Raw genomic sequence first — 22,906 nt, forward strand, 5'->3', positions numbered from 1 at the left:
ACTTATCCAGATACTTTATGTCCCGGACTCTTATGATTTATTTGTTTTCATATGGAATAACATCATCGCCATATTCTTTTTTAATATATTCTTTGATTTCTTTAGATTGCATAACTTTTAATAATGTTTGGAATTTTTTATCATTTTTGTGACCTTCTTGAACAGCGATCGTATTCGCAAATGGTGATGATTGACCTTCCATAACAATAGCATCTTTAGACGGTTTTAAACCATTATCAAGTGCATAGTTTGAATTTATAATGACTGCAGCTCCTTCACCATTCTTATATGTTTTTGGTAAAAACTCTGCACCTTGTTGATGGTTAAATTTCAAGTGTTTTTTATTTTCAGCAATATCTTCAAATTTTGCATTTTCAATTTTAACGCCTTTTTTTAATTTAATTAATCCTTCATTAACAAAGAAAGATAAAAAACGTCCTTCTTCTGCAGGATTATTAGAAACGTAAATAGTCGATCCATCTGGAATGTCTTTTAAATTTTTATATTTTTTACTATATACACCCATAGGCGTCGTAAACACTTTACCTAATTCTTCAATTTTATAACCATGACTTTTCTTTTCAGCATTCAGATATGGAACATGTTGGAAGAAGTTCGCATCAACATCGCCTTTATCTAGTAATTTATTAGGCACCTTATAATCATTAACTTCTTTGACTTCTAAATCATATCCTTTTTTCTTCATTTCTTCCTTAGCTTTTTTTAACACATCACCATGAGGTGCTGGCGACGCTGCTACGGTAATTTTTTTATTATCTTCTTTCTGATTTCCACAAGCTGTTAGCGTTATCATTACTAATAAAATACTGATCATACCTATTAATTTTTTCATATATATTGACACCTTTTTATAAATTTTCAATTCTCATTTTCTCTTACTAGACATGTAAAGACATAAAAAAATACTTTCTACTATTAAGAGAAAGCATCGATACACTTTCTCTCATCTTCTAAAGTATGATTAACTTTATGTGAATTAGCACCATGTCATACAATGACGGTTGCTGGGTTTCGTAGGGCACATCCCTCCACCACTCTTGATAAGAGTTAATAGATTATTGAATTATTATTAACTTATCATTGATTTAAACGTTAGTCAATATATTTTTTAAATATTCTAAAAATTCTAAAAGTGTTAAGCCTATTATTTCAGGGAATATTCTTATAATCTGTATATAAGAAGGAAGGAAAATTATGATCCGTTATTTTTATCATTGTCTTAGTGCTTTAGTTATAAGTATCATCTTATTAATTACAATGGTTATCATGGATGGCTTAGTTCAATCGACTCATCTTACTTTATTGTTAATTAATATTGATTTCTTAATTGATCCAAGCAAGACGCCGTTATTATTAGAATTAGCCATTCATGTTTTTATAGGTTGGTTAATATATTTTATTTTTTTACTTATTTATCACGTCTTTAAACCATTATATAAAATAAGTTATTTCTTATTAATGATTGTTTTTACCTCTCTTTATCCGTCACTCAACGTTATGGCAAAGCGTTCATTCTTTCACTTTAGCTGGAATGAATACGGTTTATGGATGATTGCTCATATTATTTTTATGATTTTAATGGCTTGTTCCATTCCATATTTTTCTAAAAAGAAGTATTGATGCCTTATATAAATCATGTGATAAATATTGATTTAATGTTTACAAATCATTTATTCTTTAAGTTAAGTTAAAGATTTATTATGATTTTTTTTAAAACTCTGTTTCTGATCTATTTAAATGCTACACTCTAGTTGTAATTGATCATGAATGAAATGGGGTTTTCATTATGAAGAAAGTATCTTTCATTGCATCTACACTTTTAACAAGTACAATGCTACTTACAATGACTCACTCTGTAGAAGCACATCCTGCTAACTTAGTGACTAAAGATAATGCTAAACAAATTGCTACAGAGGCATTATCTAATAGTGGAGGTAATCCAAACCTACAACGATTGGGTCGTACTGTTGACAAAGGAGACTACTTTGAAATTATAAGTCATAATAGATTAAATGAAGGCATTGGAATGTATAAAGTTCATAAAAATGGCGAAGTTGAGTACAAAAATGGTGCATATAGTGACTTTAATCAACTTCAAGATACACGCATTCACATAGAATCAGGTATCGCTAAAGCCGCTAAAACAACTTCCTCTTCTCATCATACACAAATTAATTCTGTTGATTGTGCACGTGAACTCAACCGTTATTATGTAGGAACAATTGCTTCTTCTGAGGTGCCATCATCTAAATCACTTAAAGATACTCAAACCACACAATCTTCTGTTAAAACACTCCCAAGTACTGGTGACGATACACAACAACACTCAATTCAACTTTTAGCCTCACTTCTATTAGTTATGGGAACTTCATTATTACTAAAACAAAAACATCATAGTCATTCTTATTTATCTACTGAACATTTCTAATAAATAAAAAAAGGAATGCGTCAAGGAATTCAAAATGAATTCTGACGCATTCCTTTCGTTTAAATAGTCTACAAGATAAATCATTTCCATACTAAATGAATATACGAGAAATTGTCTCCATATTATTTATTTTTATTATCCGCTTGTTCATTATCTTGACTATCAGAATGTTGATCATCTTTGTCATTAGTTTGTTCTACACCTTCAGGGTCTTGTTCTTTAGCATTACCTTTTTTAGGATTATAATTAACACCTTCTGTATAATCATTACCTGCATTCCATAATAAGAATTCATTAACGCCGTTATCTTTTAAAGCTTGAACTTCTTCAGATATCGCTTTTGCATCATAATCAATATAATTACCAGCACCTAAATATGAAGCGGTAAAGTCTTGAATCCATGGTCTTGAAATAGGCTTATCTTTACCTAATGTATCTAATAAACTGTTTTCTTTTTGAATATAGCGATTGACTGTTTTATATGGTTCCGTATCTGGTGCTTGTAAACCGAAATCTCCATTGCTCCAATGAGATGGATAAATCATTGATGAAATGGCATCTACATTTTTAGAGATTTTAGGGAAGCTTTGACCAATACCAGGTGCATTTTCAACTAATGCAGAATAACCAAATACATCAGCTGACACATTGACTCCCATTGGTTTTAATTCTTTATTTGCATATTCTAAGAATTTAGTAATTGTATCTACACGTTGGTCGCCTGAACTCATCTGACTATTTTTATATTCACCTTTATTATAAGTTAAGCTGTCCGCTTGATTTTCAAATCCTTCTGGGAAGCGTACATAGTCAAATTGAATATCTTGGAAGCCTGCTTTTGCAGCTGCTTTTGCAACATCAATATCATACTTCCATACTTCTTTCATAAATGGATTAACAAAGCTATCTCCTTTACCATTTGTCCAAACAGAACCATCACTATTTCTGAATGTCCATTCAGGGTGTTCATTTGCTAATTTTGTATCTTTAAATGTTACAATACGTGCAATTGGGTAAATATTATGATCATGTAGTTTTTTTAATAATTTTTTACCATCTACAATATCAAGCGTATTTTTATCTACTTGTTTATTGCCAGTATTTAATTTCATAGTAATGTTACCTGTATCATCTTTCACATCGATAACCATGGTATTTAAATTAGAATCTTTGATAAATTTAACTAACTCATCCAATTTTTTGCCTTGTGTAGAATTACTCGTTACATAAATCCCTTTAACTCCATCTTTAGGATAATCTACTTTATTTTCATTTGTATTCTTATCATTATTCTTTTTCAATGCATCACTTTGACTATTACCACTTTTATTACTAGATTGCTCATTTTTCTGATTTCCATCTTTTTGTCCACTATCAGATACATTATCTCCATTACTACAAGCAGCCAGTAATAGAGCACTTGTTGTTAATACAGCGAAAATTTTATTTTTCTTCATTACTGTTCCTCCAAGAAAGTATATAAGTATTGATTAAGAACTTAGTTATAATATATAAACAATTTAAAAATAAAGACTAATTTTAATTAATAAGAACTTAACTTATTTTAGAATAGCATATTTCAACAAAAAATATACAATACACTAAAGTTTTATAAAATATTCTATTTAATATTTACATATATTAAAATTTTGAAAAATCAGTTTATATTTTTTAAAGAAAATGCAAAGATAATGCTTTAGAATCATCGATAATCCACTGAACATTTGGCATTGATCCTTTCATTTCTTGGATGATAAATTGCTCATTATTTTTAGGAAAATCCCAAATATACTTAATAAATTCAAAACTTAACGTTTTAGGATTTTCTCCAATATGTTCTCTTTTAAATAATGAATATATGTAACGCTTGATTACTCTAACTATACATTTTACTCTTGGTTCTTTAATCCATATGACTTTAGTGGCATATTTTAATCTCATACTAAGTGTACTAGAATAATTTCCGTCAATTATCCATTCTTCTTTTACTACAATAGATTCAAGTTTTTGTTTTAATTCTTCAAAAGTAATGACGTTTTTATTATTAAGCCATTGAATTTGATCAATATGGTAAAGTGGAAGTTGATATTTTAAATGTAGTTGATATGCCAATGTTGATTTTCCAGAACCAGGGCTACCAATAATTAATATACGTTATTTCATAACAATCCCTTTTGAAAATGTTTGAATGTTTACATGAAATGTATAAAATACGGTAATTTCATAAATTTGTAAATAGTTAATTAAGAAATTTCAATAATTAATTACTTTATACTTGAGAATATTAGTATTTTTTACGATAATGATATTGAAAGTTTATTAAAGGAGTGAAAAGCATAATGAATAAAGAACAATTAGAAAAAGTAAGTAATGGAAAAGGATTCATCGCTGCATTAGACCAAAGTGGTGGTAGTACTCCAAAAGCATTAAAAGAATATGGTGTAAACGAAGATCAATACAGCAATGATGACGAAATGTTCCAACTTGTACATGACATGCGTACACGTGTTGTCACTTCACCTTCATTTACTTCAGATAAAATTTTAGGTGCGATTCTATTTGAACAAACTATGGATCGTGAAGTTGAAGGTAAATATACTGGTGACTACTTAGCTGATAAAGGTGTTGTTCCTTTCTTAAAAGTCGATAAAGGTTTAGCTGAAGAGCAAAATGGTGTTCAATTAATGAAACCTATCGACAACTTAGATGAAACTTTAGACCGTGCAGTTGAACGTCATATCTTCGGTACTAAAATGCGTTCTAACATTTTAGAATTAAATGAACAAGGTATCAAAGACGTTGTTGAACAACAATTTGAAATTGCTAAAAAAATTATTGCTAAAGGTTTAGTGCCTATCATTGAACCTGAAGTAAACATTAACGCTAAAGACAAAGCTGAAATCGAAGAAGTATTAAAAGCTGAACTTAAAAAAGGCTTAGATTCTTTAAATGATGATCAATTAGTAATGTTAAAATTAACTATTCCTACTAAAGCTAACTTATACAAAGAATTAGCTGATCATCCAAATGTTGTTCGTGTTGTTGTATTATCTGGTGGTTACAGCAGAGACGAAGCAAACAAATTATTAAAAGACAATGATGAATTAATTGCAAGCTTCTCACGTGCATTAGCAAGTGATTTACGTGCAGGCCAATCAAAAGAAGAATTTGATAAAGCTTTAGGCGATGCAGTAGATTCAATCTACGATGCTTCAGTAAATAAAAATTAATAGTCAGGTTTTTATTTAAAAAGTGATGAGTAACGTGCTCATCACTTTTTTCATGTATTTAAGCAGTTATAGCAATTAATTTTATTTATTTAAAACAAAAAAACTGTTAACAGAACGTGATGTCCTGTTAACAGTTATCTAATTTTTCTTATTTAGCATTAGTATTTTCATAGAAACCTAATTCTAATTGTTTAGATGTTAAACGACGAGTTTTTCTCATTAAGTCAACATCATGAATTAATGATTCACCATATGAAGGAATCATTTTTTTGATTTTTGGTTTCCATTCATCTAAATATTGCTCGAAGTTTCTTTCGATAACTTCTAATGCTACTGAAACTGATGTAGAAGCCCCTGGTGATTCACCAAGTAAAGCAATGATAGAGTGGTCTTTAGAGTCAACCACTTCTGTACCGAATTGGATGAATCCTTTACCTTCTTTTTCATCGTCTTTAATAACTTGTACACGTGTACCAGCAGTATATACTTGCCAATCTTCGTCACGAGCTTCAGGGTAGAACGTACGTAAGTGGTTCATACAACCTTCTTTAGTCATGATGATTTGGTCAAATGAATATTTAAGTAATGACATATTCTTAACTGCTGCAGCTAATAACGTAGTGATATTGTGTGGTTTAACTGATTTGAATAAATCTAAGTTAGAACCGTGAATTAAGAATTTAGGACCAACATTTGCGAATGGTCCGAATAATAATGTTCTTTCACCATCAATGTAACGAGTATCTAAGTGAGGAACAGTCATTGGTGGTGTGCCAGGTGGCTCTTTACCATAAACTTTCGCATCATGTTGTTCGATAACTTCTGGATTTGTACAAGCGATAAATTGACCAATGATTGGGAAACCACCGATATGTTTACCTTCTTCGATACCAGTTTTTTGTAATAATGGAATTGATCCACCACCAGCACCGATGAATACATGGTCAGCTTCTTTAGTAATCACTGTATTATTCGCTAAATCTTTAATTTTAACTTGCCATTTACCGTTAGATAAACGTTTGAAGTCTTGTACTTCATGATTATAATTGACGTTTACGTTTGAATCGTCGTTTTGTAAGTTATGTGCCATTTTACGAGTTAATTCACCGTAGTTAACGTCAGTACCTTCGTCGATTTTACTAGCAGCCATTAAGCCGTCATCGAAACGACCTTGCATCATTAATGGAATCCATTTTCTCATTACTTCGATGTCTTCAGTGTATTCGATATCATCAAACATAGGGAAATCTTTCATTTTTTCGTAACGTTCTTTTAGGAATTGAACGTTATTTTTACCACGTACGAAACTGATATGTGGTAAAGGATGAATGAAATCTCTAGGATCCTTAATTTGTCCTGATTCTACTAAATGACCCCAGAATTGTTTAGAAATTTCAAATTGTTCATTGATTTGTTTTGCTTTTTCAATGTCAATTGTACCATCTGGTTGTCTTACAGTATAGTTTAATTCACATAATGCAGCGTGACCAGTACCAGCATTGTTACGTTCATTTGAACTTTCAATACCTGGACGATCTAAACGTTCATAAAGATCGATGTTCCAGTTAGGTACAAGTTCATTGAACATAGATGCAACTGTTGTACTAATTACACCAGCACCGACAATAATCATATCTTTTGATTCTGTCATGTTTGTACACCTCTCCAAAAATTATGTTTCACAATATAATATAATTACCTGTTGCTCTTGTTTCCCTAATATCTAGTAATCAATATATTGTTTTTAGTAATGTGTTAAGTCTTTCACTACTATGTTAAAACAAATATTGTCAATTGTAAATCAGAAAAACTTAATTATTCGAATTAATAAATTTAATATCATTAAATCAAGCAGAAAGATTTATCAATATAAGCTAAATAGTAAGGACGTTTAGTTGAATAATCCATTTATTCATCATAACATAATTTTATGACAACCACTTAATGGTTTGCTTACAACCTTATATGATGATTATTTATTATTTTGTAAAAACTTTTCAATATAAAAAGCTGATTCTTCAATAGATTTATACTCAGTATTAATCACTGTAGCATTTAATTTTTTAAATACTTCTTCTGCATAACTGAGTTCTTCTTTTATACGATTTAAATTATTATATTGAGACTCTTTCGACAAACCTAATGTTTCAGCACGACTTTTTCGTATATTTGCAATATATTGTGGGCTTGCAGTTAATCCAAATACTTGTAACCCTTTTTGCTTAAAAACACTGTCTGGAATACTAACTTCAGGTACTAAAGGAATGTTTGCTATTTTGTAGCCTTTATTCGCTAAATACATACTTAATGGTGTCTTTGAAGTACGTGATACCCCTACAATCAATGCATCCGCTTCGCCTATATCAGAAAAATGCTTACCATCATCATATTTAACCGAATATTCAATAGCTTCAATACGCTTAAAATAAGCTTCATTTAACTTTCTTAACGCGCCACTTTCCATCAATGGTTTTTCACCTGTCACGTGTTCAATAATGCTAATTAAATCAGACATATAATCTACATATGGGATGTCGTGTTCTCTAGCAAATTCATGACCAAGTGCATTAAATGATTCACTTACTAATGTCGTAGCTACTATTGCGTGGTGTTCTTTCGCTAAATTTAATATATTTAAAAATTCTTCCTCATCTTTAATATAAGGAAATTTTTTTATTTCTACATTATTTAAATCTGGAAACTGGGTTAAGGTTGCATGAATCATACGTTGAGCAGTTTCTCCAATTGAATCTGAAACAATAAACAATTTTAAATTATGCGCTTGTGACTCGACTTCATTCATTTTGATTACTCACTTTCCTCCACTTGACTCTGAGCAGTCGCTAAAATTGCTCCTGGAACTCGGAATGGTGAACATGATACATAATCCATTGATAAGTGATTGAAGTAATGAATAGATTTCGCATCTCCCCCTAATTCACCACATACACCAATCTTAATATTTTCGTTCACTTTCTTTGCCTGTTTAACTGCCATTTCAATTAGTTTTCCAACGCCATCTTTATCTAATGTTTGGAACGGGTCAAGTTTCAATATATTTCTTTCAGTATACACATTTATAAACTTCCCTGCATCATCTCTAGAAAAACCAAATGACAATTGTGTTAAATCGTTCGTACCAAAGCTGAAGAAATCACAATGTTTTGCTAATTCGTCTGAAATAAGACATGCACGAGGCGTTTCAATCATTGTTCCCATTAAGTAATCTACGCTTTTCTGATGTTGTTTTTCTAATTGATCAATAGTCTTAACAAGGGTTTCTTTTAAAGTAGTAAATTCTTCTACTGTAGACACTAACGGAATCATAATTTCTGGTTTACACTGAATGCCTTCTTCTTTTAATTTAAATACACTTTCAATAATCGCCTCTACTTGCATTTCATATAACTCAGGGTATGTGATTGCTAAACGACAACCACGGTGTCCAAGCATTGGGTTCACTTCGTTTAAATCCATAATGCGTTTATCTAATGTTTCCTTTGGAATATTTAATTGCTTCGCAACATTCGCAATATCTTCTTCAGAATGTGGTAAGAACTCATGCAATGGCGGATCAAGTAAACGCACTATGGTAGGATGTTCACCTGATATTTTAAAAATTTCTTTAAAGTCTTCTACTTGATATTGTTTAATATGATTAAGTGCTTCGAGACGATCTTCCCGAGATGATGATAAGATGAAACGTCTCATTTCTACTAGTCGCTCAGCTCCAAAGAACATATGCTCTGTACGTACTAATCCAATGCCTTTAGCACCAAATTGGTAACCCACTTTAATATCTTGAGGTGTTTCTGCATTCATACGTACTTTTAAACGAGCTGTTTCTTCTGACCACTCCATAAATTGATTGAATGACTCACTATGCTCAGCATCGACTGTTTTAATCTCACCTAAATAAATATCACCTTCTGAACCATCAACCGACACCATATCTCCTTCATGTAGTGTTTGATCGCCATAGTATACCGTCTTAGCACTCGTATTAATTTCTAAATCAGAACATCCTGTCACACAACATTTACCCATTCCACGAGCTACAACTGCTGCATGTGACGTCATGCCACCATGTGTGGTTACAATCGCTTCACTTGCAATCATACCTTCAATATCCTCAGGAGACGTTTCTGGTCTCATCAAGATTACTTTTTTACCTTGGTCTGATTGTGCTTTCGCCTCTTCAGCAGTAAATACAATTTGACCTGTTGCAGCACCTGGACTCGCTGGCAATCCCATTTTAGATACAACTGTTGCTTCTTTTAATGAAGACTCATCGAAATTAGGATGTAAAAGTTGATCAATTGATTTTACTTCAACATTTTTCATTGCTTCTTTTTTAGTAATAATGCCTTCATTTACTAAATCAACAGCAATTTGAATAGCCGCACGTGCTGTACGTTTACCATTACGGGTTTGGAGTAAATATAATTGTCCATTTTCGATTGTAAATTCAATATCTTGCATATCTTTATAGTGTTTTTCTAATTGTTTTGTCACATCTACAAATTCTTGATGAACCTCTGGCATTTGATCGTATAATGTTGAGATATCTTTAGGTGTACGAATACCTGCAACAACATCTTCTCCTTGCGCATTAAGTAAATATTCCCCAAATAATTTATTTTCTCCAGTCACTGGATTACGTGTAAAAGCAACGCCTGTCCCACTATTGTCTCCACTATTACCGAAAACCATTTCTTGGATATTTACTGCTGTACCAATGTCATGTGGAATATCATTTAAATCTCGGTAAATACGAGCACGATCATTATCCCAAGATTTAAATACAGCTTCTATAGCTTCTTCCAGTTGTGTCAAAGGCTCTTGTGGAAAAGGTTGATGTACTTCTTCTATATATATTTCTTTAAAGCGCTTACAAATTTCTTTTAAACCATCTGCACTAATGGCAGCGTCATTCTCAAAATGATGTTGTTTTTTATACTGTTCGAAATATGTATCAAATGCTTGCATAGGCACACTATATACGACTTCACCAAACATTTGTAATAAACGACGATAACAGTCATAAGCAAAACGTTTATCCCCAGTTTTTTCAGCTAATTTTTCTACATTCTCATCATTTAAACCCAAGTTTAATATTGTATCCATCATTCCTGGCATAGAAATTTTTGCCCCACTTCTTACAGAAACAAGCAATAAATTCGTATCAGAAGAGAATATTTTTCCGGTTCTCTCTGAGAATGAAGCCAAGTGATCAATTAATTCTGTTTTGATGTCAGTAGATAATGACTTCCCTTGTTTTAAATACTCAATACATGCTGTTGTGGTAATGGTGAAACCATCTGGTACAGGTAAGCCTAAGCGTTTCATTTCAGATAGATTGGCTCCTTTACCTCCCAATAAATCTCTCATTGATTTTTGTCCTTCATCAAAAGCATAAATATATTTAGTCATTATAAATCACCTCAAATTTTTATTATGTCATACTAATTATTTAAAAGTATGTCATAATAACACATGAAATACAATTAAAATTATCTTTATTTTTAACTTTTCTAAATATAGACATATTTTCAACATTGATTCTATCTGATACATCAGTATTCTCATCATAAAAAACACTGATAAATTAGTGACATACTAATTTATCAGTGTGATGCATATTATTATTTGTTTTGAGAGTTGTTATGTTTTGTGCGTTCTGCTTCGCGTAATTCAACACGACGAATTTTGCCAGAGTTTGTTTTGGGTAAATCTTCTACAAATTCAATCGCACGTGGATATTTATATGGTGCGACTACTTTTTTAGAGAAAGTTTGTAACTCTTTCACTAAATCATCACTGGGTTTATAGCCCTCTTTTAAAATAATAAATGCTTTAACAATATTGCCACGAATTGGATGTGGACTTGCTACAACTGCACATTCTTTTACCGCTTCATGATTTGTGAGTGCATCTTCAACTTCGAAAGGTCCAATAGTATAGCCAGAACTAATAATAATATCGTCACGACGACCTTCAAACCAGAAATAGCCATCTTCGTCGATATGTGCTAAATCTCCAGTAATGTAATAATCTCCTGCATGTGCATCTTTTGTACGTTTCTCATCTTTAAAGTAACCTTTAAACAATCCAGGGAAATCAAGTGGTAATGCTATATTACCTTTTACATTTGTATCCACTTTATTTCCATCATCATCAACAACGGCTACACGACTACCAGGAATCGCTTTACCCATAGAACCAGGACGTTGCTTTGTATCTTTTAAGAAACCAATTAATAGCGTACTTTCTGTTTGTCCATATCCGTCACGCACTGTTAAATTAAAATGTTTACGGAATTGTTCAACTACTTCTCTATTTAATGGTTCCCCTGCAGATACTGCGCTGTGTAAATGATCTAAATTGTATTTATCTAAGTTATCTAATTTTGCCATCATACGATATTCTGTCGGAGTACAGCAAAGCACATTAATTTTAAAGTTTTGTAATAATGATAAATAACGAGAAGGATTAAATTTACCATTATACACAAATGCTGTCGCTCCTGATCCCATAATAGATAGGAATGGACTCCACACCCATTTTTGCCAACCAGGCGCAGCTGTTGCCCACACTAAGTCATCTTCTTTTATAGCTAACCAATGTTCAGGAGCCATTTTCATATGAGCATATCCCCAACCATGAGAATGTGTAACAGCTTTTGGATTACCTGTAGTTCCAGAAGTATAAGATAAAATAGCAACGTCATCTCTTGTTGTATTGGCTATGTCTAATTCATCACTTTGCTTTGATTTTTCATCTTCAATACTAATCCAATTCTCTTCATTTCCATTAATAATAAATTTTGTTAATTCATGATATTCTTCAATATCTCTAAATTCTTTTATGAAATCGGCTAACGCAATAACTGCATCAATTTCTCCATGCGTAATACGATATTGTAAATCCTTTGTTCTTAACATTTCAGAACTTGGGATAATTGCAATACCTAATTTTAATGCTGCAATATAAAGTTCATACGTGATGATAGCACGTGGCATCATAATTAACACTTTATCGCCTTTTTTTAGTCCATGGTTCAATAATACATGTCCTACTTTATTAGCATTTTTAATTAATTCAGAGTATGTCACACTAATGGGTTCTTCTACACCATTTTCATAAATAATTGCTTGTTTATTTTGATTTGAAGCATGCTTTTCTATTTCAGATACAATATTATATGTCTTTGGTGCTAATAAATTTAAATGATTCATTACTTTACTTTCCTTCCAATTTTTAAATCCTCATCGTTCATAAAATCATACATCTTAATTTCATGCAATTCTACGCGGTATTTGGTTTAAATATAAAAAAGATTAAGTTTCTATACCAGTATATTACTTTTTTAGAAACTTAATCTTTGAATATTAAACATATTATCTATATCAATACTCGTTTCTAAATTAGCAAGTTCTATTCTTACATTATAAGATAAATCGCGATTCACTATTTTATTATCGACACCTTGTTTAGTGCCTCTTTTTTTATGCGTTTTATCATAAGCGTCTGAATTTTGCCAATCATAGAACGATTGTCGATCTTTCCATAACGTCAAAATAATATAATGACGATGCTTAGTTGGAGGACGTAAAAAGCGCAAAGCTTTGAATCCTGGCACATCTTGTAAATATTTAGTACGTTTTAAAAATTTAGATTCAAATTGAGATTCATTACTTTCATTTACGAACAAGTGATTCAAAACACAGAATGAATCATTAGTTAATTCATTTATTGACTCAAGTACTGTATAAAGGTGAACATCATTATTTTTTTCGATAGACATAGTTTGATTTTCTTTTTCTTCTATTACATATGTTTTATAACTATCTATTAAAGTCATTTCTTTATTCCTTCATTTCTTAACTAGCCTTAACTAGTTTTAAGCTATCATTTCTTAATTCTGCTATTCACATCTATCTTCCTTCATATAACGAAAGGGAACGTTTAACAATTTCTAAGAATTCATGATCTAACATCGACATCTTAGAAAAGTAATCAAGTATATTTTCAGCAAGACATTCGTCTTTTGGAAAACCTTGGTCTTGATTTATCCATGATGCAAGTTCACCTAATGGGGTCTTATCATCAATAAATCCTTGCATAAAATCATAGAAACTCATCAACTCACCCCAATATCTAGATATAGGATAATACTATCATGACATATTCTTTAATACTAGAGGATAAACTTGACTTCCACTTTAAAAATGAAGACTTATTTCTTAAATATATGTTTTGATTGCTTAATCAATAGTTAAATAGTTTAGTACCACAGCACCTACTGCTTCTGCTGCAACTAACATACTTGATTCATCAATCGTAAATTTAGGATGATGATGTGGATATGCTTTACCCTCTCTAGGTTTTGCTCCAGAATATATAAAAGTACTTGGCAATGTTTTAGCATAAAAAGCGAAGTCTTCAGATGGCGATTGAGGTTCGCATATTTCTACGCCTTTAACATCAGCTAATTTTGCTTGTTTAATGGTTTCTGCAACATATTCAGTAAAGTCAGGGTCATTATACAATGCAGGATAATCTTTACTAAATGTAAACTCACAACTTACACCAAACGTTTCTTCCAAACCGTGAACTATTTGTTTTAAAGCCGTTTCAATACGATCGCGTGTAGCATCTGTCAAAGCGCGAACGTCACCTTCAATGGTTATTTTATCTTTAATCACATTAAATTGACCTTTACCATCAAATGATCCAATTGTAACGACACCCGTTTCAAATGGATTAAGACGACGTGAGACCACTGTTTGAGCGGTAGTAACAAAATTAGATCCCGCTACAATCGCATCATTTGCAGTATGTGGAGAAGAACCATGTCCTCCTTCACCTTTTACAATTAATTTAAAGTAAGAACGTCCTGTTTGAACGTTACCCTTATGATAATAGACTTTACCAGGAGCCATATTAGTCATCACATGGGCACCTAGAACATGATCAACGCCATCCAATACACCATCTTCAATCATACCTTTGGCTCCACCAGGTGGCATTTCTTCAGCAGGTTGATGAATAACAATTACTTTACCTCTGAACTGAGATTTCATTTCTATCAATGTTTCTGCCAAAATAAGCATATATGCTGTATGTGCATCATGTCCACATGCATGCATGACCCCCTCGTTTTTAGAAGCAAATGATAAATCAGTCTCTTCTTGAATGGGAAGCGCATCAAAATCTGCTCGAATAGCAATCGTTTTCCCAGGTTTACCACTATCTATCGTTACTTTTACACCATTTTGTCCTATATTTGTTTCTACCTTACAATCTTTATCTTTATAAAAATCAGCAATATATTCTGGTGTCTCAGTTTCATGAAATGATAACTCTGGGTGTTCATGTAAATGTCTACGGATCTCAATCATACGTTTTTCTTTATCTTGTAAACGTTGCACTAAATCTTTAATCATTTCATTTCACTCCTTCTCTTTCATTCATTATATACCTTTACGTATTAAAAATGTTGTAGAAGGAGATATTTAAAATAAAAAGGTCAGAATCATCTTTGATTCCAACCCTTATTTTATATAACTATCTTATTAATGTTTATAGTATGGATCGAATTCCATTGCTCCAGCATTCTCATCACTAACACCATGTTTATAGTAATCAACATATTGTGGTTCTAATGGTTTTTTACCACGAATGATATCAGCTGCTTTTTCAGCGAGCATTAAAACTGGTGCATGAATATTACCATTAGTAGTGCGAGGCATAGCAGACGCATCAACAACACGTAAATTTTCCATGCCATGTACTTTCATAGTTAATGGATCTACCACTGCCATTGGATCTGACGCTGGCCCCATTTTAGCACTACAAGAAGGATGTAAAGCAGTTTCGCCATCTTTACGTACCCAATCAAGAATTTCTTCATCTGTTTGTACAGATGGTCCTGGTGAGATTTCACCACCATTATATGGATCCATCGCAGGTTGAGATAGAATATTACGTGCTACTCGAATTGCTTCAACCCATTCTTGTTTATCTTCTTTTGTTGATAAATAATTGAATACAATACTTGGTTTTTCAAATGGATCTTTTGATTTAATTTTTAAACTACCACGTGAATTTGAATACATAGGACCAACATGTACTTGATACCCATGCGCAACTGGTGCTTTTTGACCATCATATCTTACAGCAATCGGTAAGAAATGGAACATTAAATTTGGATATGCAACTTGATTGTTAGATCTAACAAAAGCGCCACCTTCAAAGTGGTTTGAAGCTGCTGCACCTTTACGTGCAAATATCCATTGTAATCCAATCCAAGGCATACGTTTTACATCTAAACTTGGTTGTAGTGAAACTGGCTGCTTACATTTATGTTGAATATATACTTCTAAATGGTCTTCGAAGTTTTCTCCAACACCTGGTAAATGCATGCGTGGTTCTATACCTTTAGATTTTAAGAATTCAGAATCACCGATACCAGACAATTGCAATAACTGAGGTGTATTAAATGCACCACCTGAAAGAATCACTTCACCGGCATTTACAGTATGAAGTTTACCATTACGTTTAAATGTTACACCTGTAGCTTTCTTACCTTCAAAATGTATTTTAGTAACAAATGCACGTGTTTTAACTGTTAAATTCTTACGCTTCATTGCAGGACGTAAATAGGCACGTGAAGCTGAAACACGACGGCCATTATGTACTTGACTATCAAATGGACCAAAGCCTTCTTGTCTATAGCCATTGACGTCGTTTGTTTTATGATAACCTGCTTCAACACCTGCATCGAAGAATGATTTAAATAATGGATTTGTGGCTGGTCCACGTTTTAATTTAATCGGACCATCATGTCCTCTATATTTATCATATGGCGCAGCTCCAAATGTTTTTTCTAGTTTTTTAAAATAAGGTAAACAATGTGCAAAGTCCCAAGTTTCCATTCCTTCTGGTTCAGCCCAGCCTTCATAATCCATTGGATTACCACGTTGATAAATCATGCCATTAATTGAACTTGAACCACCTAATACTTTACCTCGAGCATGGTCTACCTTACGTCCCATATGAGGTTCTTCTTCAGTTTGGTATCTCCAATCGTAAAATGGATTTCCTGAAGGAAACATCAATGCTGCAGGCATTTGTATAAATAAATCCCATGGATAATCACTTCTACCCGCTTCTAATACAAGCACGTCTTTATCTTTATCCTCAGACAAACGATTTCCTAATACTGAGCCTGCACTTCCGCCGCCAATAATTACATAATCATATGATTGATTTTTACTCATATATTGTCGTCCTCCCATAAAAATATAAATCTTCTATTAAATACAATTTAGTTTGATTTGATACATCGTTATACTTCAAAATAAATGGACCGTAAAATAATACGCCTACGGTCCTTTATAGTTAAATTGTAAAAGTTATTTACTAAAGAAATTTACAGGTTCTGGATTTCTATTTGTAAGAATATGTTTAGAGATTAAATATTCTTCTAATCCTTCTTTACCTAACTCACGTCCAATACCAGATTGTTTATAACCACCCCATGGCGCTTGAGCGAAGTAAGGATGGAAGTCATTAATCCAAACTGTGCCTAGTTTTAATTTATTAGCTACACGTTGTGCTTTTCCTATATCTTTAGAAAATACTGCACCTGCTAAACCATAAATTGAATCATTTGCGAGTGCAATCGCTTCTTCTTCATTATCGAACCCTTCTACTGTAACAACAGGGCCAAACACTTCTTCTTGAACAATTCTCATATGAGTATCGCAATTAGTGATTACAGTTGGTTCAAAGAATAAACCATCTTTTAAATCTTCATCGTCTGGACGTTTCCCACCAGTCGCAATGGTTGCACCATCTTCTTTAGCTACTTCCATATATTTTTCAATTTTATCTCGATGTTCTGGAGAAATAACAGGTCCCATTTCAGTATCTTCATCGAATCCATTACCTAATTTAATTTTTCCAACACGTTCAATTAATACTTTTTCAAATTTATCTTTAATATCGTTATGCACTAAAATTCTTGAACCTGCTGAACAAACTTGACCTGCATGGAAATATCCGCCATTTAATGCTTGATCTACAGCTAATTCAAAATCAGCATCATCAAAAATAATATTTGGATTCTTTCCGCCAAGCTCTAATGCAATATTGGTTACATGATTTGCAGCATTCTTCATAATGTGTTTACCAGTTTCAATTCCACCCGTAAATGATACTAAATCAACTTCTTTATGACCTGATAATGTATCTCCTACTTCTTCACCACTACTTAATATTAGGTTGATAACCCCTTTAGGGAATCCAACCTCTTCCATTAATTCAAATACGCGAATTGTTGTTAATGGCGTAATTTCACTTGGTTTCATTACTAATGAGCAACCAGTTGCTAATGCAGGTGCAATTTTCCATGAAGCTTGTAATAATGGATAGTTCCAAGGCGTAATTTGTGTAACTACACCTACAGGTTCTTTGACAAGTTTACTTTCAGTGTTAGGTATTGGAGAATCAATAATTTCTCCTCCGTCTTTATCCGCTAAACCTGCAAAATAATTAAACACATTTGCAATATCATCCATATCTGCATAAGATTCCTCTAATGTCTTACCAGTATCTAGCGTTTCTAATTTTGCTAATTCATCACGATTTTCTGTAATTTTATCAGCAATTGCTCTTACTTTTTTACCTCTGACTTCACTTGTTTCGTGTGACCACTCACCATTTTCAAATGAACGACGTGCTGCTAAAATAGCCTGTTCTGCATCTTCCTGAGTCCCTTCAGTAACAGTAAAAATCACTTCTTGATTATATGGATTAATAATATCTCTAGTATTTTTGTTAGCGCTCTCTACCCATTCACCATTGATATATTGGCGATTAGACAATGCTTTTACAAGTTCCATCATACTACCTCCGTTAAGTTTGTTAAATTTTTATTTAACGAATTTTACAAAAGTAGCTTATCATATTTTTTACGTCAATGCAAAAATCATCTTTATATATTTTTTTATATTATTTTTTATATTGTAAAGATTAAAATTGACTTTTGAAACTCTTAAGAAAAAATCATATAATGAGTGAGAATGTAAAATTTGTGTTAATATTTCACATCTTATGAAGATGAAAATAAGTGAGGTGCAATATGAGCAATTCTAATAATATTAATCAAAAAATAGAGGAAGCGAAAGATTTAGTTATTAACTCAATTGGTGAAACAATGGATTTATATGGTACAAACCGTAGTGTTGGTAATCTTTACGGTACGATGGTTTTTGAAGGTAGTATGACGCTTGATGAAATGCGTGAACATTTACAAATGAGCAAGCCTAGTATGAGTGCGGGTGTAAAAAAATTGCAAGAATACGATATCGTTAAGCAACAATTTACCCGTGGCAGTCGCAAACAACACTTTATAGCCGAGAAAGATTTCTTTAATTTTTTTCGAAACTTTTTCACACAAAAATGGGAACGTGAAGTCGATACAAATTTAGAAGCGACGAAAAAAGCAGAAAACATTCTTCAAAACATAATACAAACTAATAATTTAAGTGAAGAAGAAAAAGAAAAAATAGATAGTATACAATCCCAATTAAACCACACAAAATTATATTGTAAATGGTTAGAAAATTTAAGCTCTGCAATTGAATCTGGAGACATTTTCGAACATTATCCTATACCAAAAGAAGAAGATTTATAACTTAATTTATTATCAATATTATTCAAAAATCCTCAGAAATTAGATTTATTATCTAATTTCTGAGGATTTTTAAATGCACTATCATTTTTCACATTATAAATTATCGTCTTCAGGATCTGATTTAACTTGAACAATACGAAGTGAACGTCGTTCTACTTCTTTTAGTTTATCTGCTCTTGTTTCCAGTTTAATCCGATCTTTATTAAGTGTAATAATAAAGGATATCATCATAAACGTAAATATAAATAGAAGTGGTACACTTGCTAATAATGAAGCAGTCTTTAATACTTCAAGAGCTCGTTCTCCACCAACTAACATAAGGGAGAAAGGTAATAGACATAAAGCGAAAGCCCAAAATAAACGATTCGCTTTTAATGGTTCCCCTATTACCTTCTTCTGAGACGCAGCCGCTAAAATATAAGAACCTGAATCAAAAGTCGTTGCTAAGAATAAAAATGCAGATATTAAGAACAACACTATAATTAAAGAACCAATTGGCAATTGGTGCATAACTTCTATAATTGTTGCTTCAGTACTATGTTTATTTAAAAAATCAACAACATTAAACTGTCCACTAATTTGTAAATAAACAGCATAGTTACCAAAAATACCAAAGAATAAGACACATCCCAATGTACCATAAGCAATTGTTCCTAATATGACTTCTTTGAGACGACGACCTTTTGAAATTCGAGCAATAAATAAACCAATAAATGGTGCATATACAAGCCACCATGACCAATAAAATATCGTCCAATCTTGAGGGAAATTTGTTTCTTTACGATTTCTAATTCCACCAAATGGCTCCATCCATGTTGCCATATGGAAGAAATCTCGCATCATATTCCCAAAACCAGTTAAAGTTGTTTCCATAATAAAGATGGTTGGACCTACAATAAATACAAATGCAAGTAGTAAGAATGATAACCATACGTTAATATCACTTAATTTTTGTATTCCTTTTTTTAAACCTGTATAAGAACTAATTGCAAAAATGACTGTGATTGTGAAAAGTATAATTGAGCGAATAACCATATTGTCTCCATCTATACCTGTTAATCGTTCAATTCCAGAAGAAATTAATGGCACACCTAATGCTAAAGAGGTTGCCGCTCCTCCTAATAGTCCAAATATAAATAAGATATCTACTAATTTACCTAAAAATTTATCAGTTTGTCCTTTCAGTACTGGACGACAAGCTTGACTAATTTTATATACTGGTTGTTTCTTTACAAATACTAAATAGCCAATAGGCAAAGCAGGTAATACATAAATTGCCCATGCAATAGGTCCCCAATGAAACATGCCATATTGCGTTGCATATGTAAGGGCCTCATCAGTCATTCCTTTAGCTCCATTTGGAGGTACCTGATAATAGAAGGCCCATTCGATAACACCCCAATAAAGAATATCTGAACCAATGCCTGCACAAAATAGCATTGCAGCCCAACTAAAATTATTGAATTCAGGTTTATCACTTGCTTTTCCTAAAGTCACATTCCCATATCGACCGAAAGCAATATAGAGTACAAAGGATAAAACAGCTAAACCTATAAATAAGTAAACAGATCCTATCGAGTTAGAAATAGCACTATTTATATCAGTAATAACTTTCTCACTTGCACTTGGAAAGACCATCATAGGTATAACTGCCGCAAGCAAGACAATCACAGTACCTATAAAGGTGGGCCAATCCATTATTTTTTCTTTTTTCAACTAAGATCCTCCTTTGAATATTATATGTACGACTTATAATTTATTTAAGTGAATGATCCACATGATGACAATATCTAAAATTAAATAAAAATGCAAATTACATTCATAAATTTATTTTAGCAAAACTGAATATTTATATATTTTATTCCATTGAAACTATCAAAAAAATTAACTATATCAATAGTGTTAAATTAAAAATAAACGTTTTAAACAAACCTTAGATTATAAACATTGAATTTTTATTCATTTTTAATGAATATATATTTTTTTGAAATTCTCTGTTTTAAATTAAAAATAAGAGAAGCATGGAATTCATAATAGAATTCACATTCTTCTCTTCAATATTTAAAAAGGCACAAAAGGTCTTCTCAATCTATTAAATTTTCATGAAACTTTAAATCATTTATATTACAAATATTCTATTATAAATTAATATCCTAATATTATTTTTATTATAAAACCGACAATAACTGAAACACCTATTGCAAAGAATCCTGGAATAATAAAGCTTGTAGGTCGTGTACGTCCTGTTTCATCTAAATTAACTGCGAATAATAACGTTGGTTGCGCAGGTATAACAAAGTTAACATTTAATGTTTGTACCATTGCTACAAAATACATGGGTGGAATTCCCATACTCATGACGATAGGTACCATAATCGATGCTGTTGCTGTTTGTGAAATAACAATCATCGCTACTACAGCTACAAGAATGATCACAAGCCAAGGCATGTGTTGAATCGTTTTACCTACATCATTTTGTATGATATGTAAATTGTGAGGTGCGTTAAATACTGTCGCACCTAACCAACCAGGTCCAAGTACTGCAAATAATGCACCAATAGCAGATTGTGTAATATTTGAAGATAGAATATTACTCGTATTCACTTTCAACATTAATAAATTAATTGCTGCACTTAAATACATAAAGAATTGTACAATTTCTGTCATTGATACAGTGACATCTTTTCCATTGACATTAAACGAAGGCATGAATTGAGGAAAAATACCAAACGTAAGAATACCAAACACACACAGAATAAATGCTAAAACACCTATCTTTACTCTAGTAGAAAAAGCATGATTTACATCAACATCAGGTGTATGCGCAATTTCACTTTTAGTAATTGTATTTTTACGTCCTACAAACGTACAAAATATACTTAACATAAACATAGTGATTAATGATGTAGGTAAGACAATGCTTAAATATTGACCCATTGAAATGTCATGACCTGCAAGTACTGAAATAATATAGGCTGTTGCAGATGCAGCTGGACTACAAAGTAAAGCCAAATTAGCAGTTAGTACTGAAGCAATGAGTGGTCGCTTAGGTTGGATTTTAGCTTTTACTGCAGTTTGAGCAATAATAGGTTCTAGTGATAAAGCAATATTTGCAGTTCCTACTCCAAATACGAAGACAAATACAATCATCGGTGCAATAAAAATAATTGATTTTGGAAATCGTTCAATGATTTTCGAAGCAAGATAGACAAGATAATCAATTCCGCCTGTAGCTTGTAACGTTCCTCCAGCTATACCAATTGCCAAAATAATTAGTACTGCTGTAACAGGGGCAGAACCAGGAGGAAGTTGAAATCCAAATATCATAATCAATTGGGCCACAATAGCAAAAATACCACACCCTAAAGCACCTGCTGTGCGCAATCCTAGCATAATGGCTACAATCATTATGATAATTTCTACTATAAACAGTAGCATTATAATAGCTCCTAACTTTAAATAGTTCATGTGAATTTTTTAACATGTCTATTTTATCACTTTTATTTGTTAAAAGTATATAAT

Annotated in this window: 18 protein-coding genes and 1 riboswitch; of the genes, 4 read left to right on the forward strand and 14 right to left on the reverse strand. The window is 32.1% G+C overall.

Annotated elements, in window-relative coordinates:
- Positions 1-37 precede the first annotated feature (37 nt).
- Positions 38-853 (reverse strand): MetQ/NlpA family ABC transporter substrate-binding protein, encoded by an 816-nt coding sequence (locus HMPREF3046_RS05990; RefSeq protein ID WP_070717473.1) that lies wholly within the window; start codon positions 851-853, stop codon positions 38-40.
- Between the two features lie 108 nt (positions 854-961).
- A riboswitch (SAM riboswitch) is annotated at positions 962-1,068 on the reverse strand.
- Between the two features lie 147 nt (positions 1,069-1,215).
- Here HMPREF3046_RS05990 and HMPREF3046_RS05995 point away from each other — a divergent pair.
- Positions 1,216-1,641: a hypothetical protein gene (locus HMPREF3046_RS05995; protein ID WP_070717475.1), complete on the forward strand. Its 426-nt coding sequence runs from the start codon at positions 1,216-1,218 to the stop codon at positions 1,639-1,641.
- Between the two features lie 166 nt (positions 1,642-1,807).
- Complete coding sequence (locus HMPREF3046_RS06000; protein WP_070717480.1) at positions 1,808-2,449, forward strand: LPXTG cell wall anchor domain-containing protein; 642 nt, start codon at positions 1,808-1,810, stop codon at positions 2,447-2,449.
- Between the two features lie 122 nt (positions 2,450-2,571).
- On the opposite strand, the gene HMPREF3046_RS06005 is transcribed toward HMPREF3046_RS06000, so the two are convergent.
- Positions 2,572-3,906 (reverse strand): putative glycoside hydrolase, encoded by a 1,335-nt coding sequence (locus HMPREF3046_RS06005; protein ID WP_070717483.1) that lies wholly within the window; start codon positions 3,904-3,906, stop codon positions 2,572-2,574.
- Positions 3,907-4,120: 214 nt separating this feature from the next.
- Entirely contained in the window at positions 4,121-4,561 is a 441-nt protein-coding gene (locus HMPREF3046_RS06010; RefSeq protein WP_242271454.1) for a P-loop NTPase family protein, read from the reverse strand.
- Between the two features lie 227 nt (positions 4,562-4,788).
- On the opposite strand from HMPREF3046_RS06010, the gene HMPREF3046_RS06015 reads away from it, so the two are divergent.
- Positions 4,789-5,679, forward strand: coding sequence for a fructose bisphosphate aldolase (locus HMPREF3046_RS06015; protein ID WP_070717486.1), 891 nt, complete (start codon positions 4,789-4,791; stop codon positions 5,677-5,679).
- 148 nt (positions 5,680-5,827) lie between these two features.
- On the opposite strand, the gene lqo is transcribed toward HMPREF3046_RS06015, so the two are convergent.
- The 9 genes from lqo to betB form a co-directional block, all read right to left on the reverse strand.
- Positions 5,828-7,330: an L-lactate dehydrogenase (quinone) gene (gene lqo / locus HMPREF3046_RS06020; protein ID WP_070717489.1), complete on the reverse strand. Its 1,503-nt coding sequence runs from the start codon at positions 7,328-7,330 to the stop codon at positions 5,828-5,830.
- A 321-nt stretch (positions 7,331-7,651) separates the two neighbouring features.
- Entirely contained in the window at positions 7,652-8,482 is an 831-nt protein-coding gene (locus tag HMPREF3046_RS06025; protein ID WP_070717492.1) for a pyruvate, water dikinase regulatory protein, read from the reverse strand.
- Positions 8,483-8,487: 5 nt separating this feature from the next.
- On the reverse strand, positions 8,488-11,112 hold the full coding sequence (gene ppdK / locus HMPREF3046_RS06030) for a pyruvate, phosphate dikinase (protein WP_070717494.1): 2,625 nt from the start codon (positions 11,110-11,112) through the stop codon (positions 8,488-8,490).
- A 212-nt stretch (positions 11,113-11,324) separates the two neighbouring features.
- A complete protein-coding gene (mbcS, locus tag HMPREF3046_RS06035; RefSeq protein WP_070717497.1) occupies positions 11,325-12,917 on the reverse strand; it encodes an acyl-CoA synthetase MbcS in 1,593 nt (530 codons plus the stop codon).
- Positions 12,918-13,048: 131 nt separating this feature from the next.
- Positions 13,049-13,543 carry an antibiotic biosynthesis monooxygenase family protein gene (locus tag HMPREF3046_RS06040; RefSeq protein WP_070717500.1) on the reverse strand — a complete coding sequence of 165 codons (495 nt, stop codon included), beginning with the start codon at positions 13,541-13,543 and terminating at the stop codon, positions 13,049-13,051.
- A gap of 73 nt (positions 13,544-13,616) precedes the next feature.
- Positions 13,617-13,823, reverse strand: coding sequence for a sterile alpha motif-like domain-containing protein (locus tag HMPREF3046_RS06045; protein ID WP_070717504.1), 207 nt, complete (start codon positions 13,821-13,823; stop codon positions 13,617-13,619).
- A 123-nt stretch (positions 13,824-13,946) separates the two neighbouring features.
- Complete coding sequence (locus tag HMPREF3046_RS06050) at positions 13,947-15,128, reverse strand: amidohydrolase (protein WP_070717508.1); 1,182 nt, start codon at positions 15,126-15,128, stop codon at positions 13,947-13,949.
- A 129-nt stretch (positions 15,129-15,257) separates the two neighbouring features.
- Positions 15,258-16,964, reverse strand: a complete 1,707-nt coding sequence (gene betA / locus HMPREF3046_RS06055; protein ID WP_070717511.1) for a choline dehydrogenase — start codon at positions 16,962-16,964, stop codon at positions 15,258-15,260.
- A 135-nt stretch (positions 16,965-17,099) separates the two neighbouring features.
- A complete protein-coding gene (gene betB / locus HMPREF3046_RS06060; protein WP_070717513.1) occupies positions 17,100-18,590 on the reverse strand; it encodes a betaine-aldehyde dehydrogenase in 1,491 nt (496 codons plus the stop codon).
- A 239-nt stretch (positions 18,591-18,829) separates the two neighbouring features.
- Between betB and HMPREF3046_RS06065 the strand changes: the two genes are divergently transcribed.
- The gene (locus tag HMPREF3046_RS06065) at positions 18,830-19,384 is read left to right on the forward strand and encodes a choline uptake/conversion transcriptional regulator CudC (RefSeq protein ID WP_070717516.1); all 555 of its coding nucleotides are present in this window, start codon (positions 18,830-18,832) and stop codon (positions 19,382-19,384) included.
- Positions 19,385-19,477: 93 nt separating this feature from the next.
- Here HMPREF3046_RS06065 and HMPREF3046_RS06070 read toward each other — a convergent pair whose 3' ends face one another.
- Positions 19,478-21,100, reverse strand: coding sequence for a BCCT family transporter (locus HMPREF3046_RS06070; RefSeq protein WP_070717521.1), 1,623 nt, complete (start codon positions 21,098-21,100; stop codon positions 19,478-19,480).
- Positions 21,101-21,529: 429 nt separating this feature from the next.
- Complete coding sequence (locus tag HMPREF3046_RS06075; RefSeq protein WP_070717523.1) at positions 21,530-22,822, reverse strand: anaerobic C4-dicarboxylate transporter family protein; 1,293 nt, start codon at positions 22,820-22,822, stop codon at positions 21,530-21,532.
- Positions 22,823-22,906: the final 84 nt, after the last annotated feature.

The organism is Staphylococcus sp. HMSC070D05, from assembly GCF_001815595.1.
Classification (GTDB): domain Bacteria; phylum Bacillota; class Bacilli; order Staphylococcales; family Staphylococcaceae; genus Staphylococcus; species Staphylococcus hominis.